The organism is Peptacetobacter sp. AB800, assembly GCF_047807365.1.
Classification (GTDB): Bacteria; Bacillota; Clostridia; order Peptostreptococcales; family Peptostreptococcaceae; genus Peptacetobacter.
In genome coordinates, this window is sequence record NZ_JBLOUI010000071.1 from 1 (window position 1) to 3,609 (window position 3,609).

Here is a 3,609-nt window from a genome sequence, read left to right on the forward strand (position 1 = left end):
AAGCGACCACACATTTTTTAATTCTTGTCAACATTTTTATAAAATAAAAAGACCCCATATTATTTCTAATATTGAGGTCTTTATGTTTTTCTACTAACTTAATGACATTGTTTTAAATCCTATCTTTCTTTTGTGTATATTCAATTTTTAAACAAAAAATTATAATATAGTTATAATTTAAAATTTAAGAAATAAAGTTAACATATTTTACCTAGTATTTTCTATCCACCATATATTTTAATTCATTGAGGGGAGACAATTTAATAATTAGAATGTCATACCACGTTATCTATAGAGGATGTTAGTATAAGTTTTTACCGTTTATCAAGTGCATAGGTAATTAGTTGGTATAAACCTTAACCGTTAGTTCCTACACCTCAATCTTTAGACGCTAAATCGCCTATATATATTTATTATTTAATCTAATGCCCTTGCGATATTTATTGCTGCATTATGATCTGCATTAATTTCAAATTCACATTTTAGGCATTTAAATTTTTCCTGTGTTTGTCTGTTTTCCTTATCTATATGACCACATCTACTACACTTTTGAGAAGTATACGCAGGATCTATATATCTAACCTTTATACCTTCTCTTTTTGCTTTATATTCTATCATATTTTGAAGTTCATAATAACTCCAATTACTAAGAATATTATTATCAAACCCATCTTTAGTTAATTTTTCTAAGTTTATAAATTCACATCTATGTTTTTTAGCGAATTCAACTATTCTTTTACTAATCATATGATTATAAGTTCTAGCAAAGTTTCTTTCGTTATCAGATAATTTATTTAAAGCAGATAATTTTTTATTTCTTCCTTTTCCACCTTTAACATTTTTTAATTGTTGTTGTAATCTTTTTCTTCTATCTTTAAACTGTTCTCTTTGTTTTAATAATTCTAAACTCTCTCCAATATGTGAGCGAATATATGTATCATCGTTTAAACACACATACGCAGGATATTTTATTCCCAAATCTACACCTAGAGTTCTCTTTTCAATATAATTATTATTTTGTTTATCGGGTATATCTAATGTCAAGTTTAAAATCAAGTTATTATTTCTATCAAACTGCATAGAACTATCACATATTTTATATTCTTTATTTATAACTTTATGTAAAGTATGTCTTAATTCTATAGAGTTTTCATTTTTCTTATATCCTAATAATACTTTAAACTTAATCCCATGTATCCAATTTATAAGTATATCATCACTATCTTTATCATATTCAAATTTAAGCCATCTTTCGCCCCTTGTCATTAATGGAAAATCTCTTTTATAGTTAGTAAGACTTCTTTCCCCTTTTGCCATTCCATTTTTGAGAGAATTTTTAAAATCTTTTCTAGCTCTTTGGGTTACTAAACTCATCATATCTCTAGCCCTAAAATTCACTTGATTTTGAACTACTGTATACATATCTTTAATATACATTTCTTTCATTTTTTCATCTATATCACTTCTGAATTTACTTGAATTTAAGTATTCATCTTTTAACTTTTCCCTATCATTTTCTAAAAACTCTATTGTTTCTTTTAACTTACTAACTTTACTTTCTTTTAATCCTTTTTTCTCTAATTCTTTTTTTGCCTGCTCTATTTTTTTATCTATACTATCAATTTGTGCATTTAATTTATTCTCTGCACCTGTGTTATAACTGTTTAATATATTGTGTGTGTTTAATAAGGTCATACATAAATTTAAAGCTTTATATTGTTGGTATTGTTCTTCTCTAATTATTTTATATTGTTCTTTTCTAGTTTCTTCATCACCTATAATAGTTAATTTTAATTTTCTAGTTGTTTTCATAAATCTACTCCAATAAAAATATATGTATAATTATATTATACATCCTGAATCCTAGTAAGTACAATGTTTTAGTGACATTTATGAATAATAAAAATACATTGAAATATTAATAGAAAGACTTGAAAATAATTATTTGTGATATCAAAAAATAGGGAATTGATTCATTGATAGTATATGTTCTTGATGATATGTAATTCTTACAATAACAAGATTAAGAGCTTGATGATAATAAAGATTGCCAATAAAGAATAAGCACCTGCCTATTTCCATTATCAATAATGGTTTTAAATTTACTATTAGTATTAACTTTGAGAAAAAACATAATAGCTACTGAAGAGTCAAAGCCATTCTTATATATTTACTGAATTATAAAATATTTTTGACAAATTGATCTACGTTTAATAAATCTTTCTTTTTCATCAAAAAATGTATCCTATTTTCAAAATATTTTTTTAATGAATTCGAAGTGAAAGCTAGAATTTCTGTATCCAACAGTTTTTCGCTAGCTTTTTACTTTTTTATTTAATATGCTAAATATAAAAAAGAAGACTATTCATCTTCTTTTTTCAACAATTTATTAATATTACATTATAGTACTAATCAAATCTGCAACTGCTTTAGAATTTGCATTCCATTATAGTACTAATCAAATCATTTTCTATATCATCTGATATATTTTTTGCTATTTGATTTACATTCCATTATAGTACTAATCAAATCTGCCAAAATTTTTTATACCCTTTTCCTACTACATCATTTACATTCCATTATAGTACTAATCAAATATAATGAGTTTAAACAATTATCAGCAGAACTTAACTATTTACATTCCATTATAGTACTAATCAAATTGCTAGAGATGAAATAAAAGCACATCATCTTAAATAATTTACATTCCATTATAGTACTAATCAAATTGCAGTTTGTATATCCCAGAATGCACCAGGACCTAAATTTACATTCCATTATAGTACTAATCAAATACGTTATATCAAAAGAATTGTAATTTCAATATATACAAATATAATAATTGTCGAACTATATTTAGTTGTAATAGTATTTATAATTTAACCTAACATTTTAAACTTAAAAATATATACATCTATTGAAATATCTAACATTGTCTACCTACCATATATTTTACTTCATCAGGAGTAGACAATTTAATAATTGGAATGTCATACTACGTTATCTATAAAGAATATTAGTATGAGTTTTTACCGTTTATCGAGTGCATAGGTAGTTAGTTGGTATAAACCTTAACCTTTAATTCCTACACCTCAATCTTTAGACGCTAAATCGCCTATATATTAGTACTATAATTTATTATATCATAAAAAAGAGTTTATAATATAATAATTCTTTACTATGATGGTATTATTCTACTATTTAGCTTAAATTAATAAAAAAACAATTTGTACTTGGGAATATCGAAAAAATAAACTCGACAATGCAACTTGATTGGATAGAGAGGAATTTGTCTATATTTTCAAGTATATAAAATTCCTTCCTTTAACAGTTTGAATTTTTCAAATAAGATGCCGCAAGATATTTTCTTTTGCATCTCCTTGTGATTGAAATAATATAAACTTTTAACGACAATTGAAGATGCGGTTAAGAAACAAGAATCTCCTATAATAAATCACTTGCATCTGAGCTTGGAGAAAAAGTTTATATTATTTCGAGCAATTAAGTAGGGGCTAACTTGTAGCCCCTCTCACACCACGGAGCGTGCCGTTCGGCACTCCGCGGTTCAATTTCATATAATAATCTAAGCAACTTATTAATCCTCTTTTA

The 3,609-nt window shown here is 25.3% G+C and carries 1 protein-coding gene and 1 CRISPR repeat array; the gene reads right to left on the bottom strand.

All coding sequences use genetic code 11. The annotated features are described in order from the left end of the window. Nucleotides 1-417 precede the first annotated feature (417 nt). Nucleotides 418-1,812 carry an RNA-guided endonuclease InsQ/TnpB family protein gene (locus ACK2WN_RS11830; protein ID WP_300529126.1) on the bottom strand — a complete coding sequence of 465 codons (1,395 nt, stop codon included), beginning with the start codon at nucleotides 1,810-1,812 and terminating at the stop codon, nucleotides 418-420. Nucleotides 1,813-2,501: 689 nt separating this feature from the next. Continuing rightward, nucleotides 2,502-2,795: a CRISPR direct-repeat array (repeat unit 30 nt; unit sequence ATTTACATTCCATTATAGTACTAATCAAAT). Nucleotides 2,796-3,609: the final 814 nt, after the last annotated feature.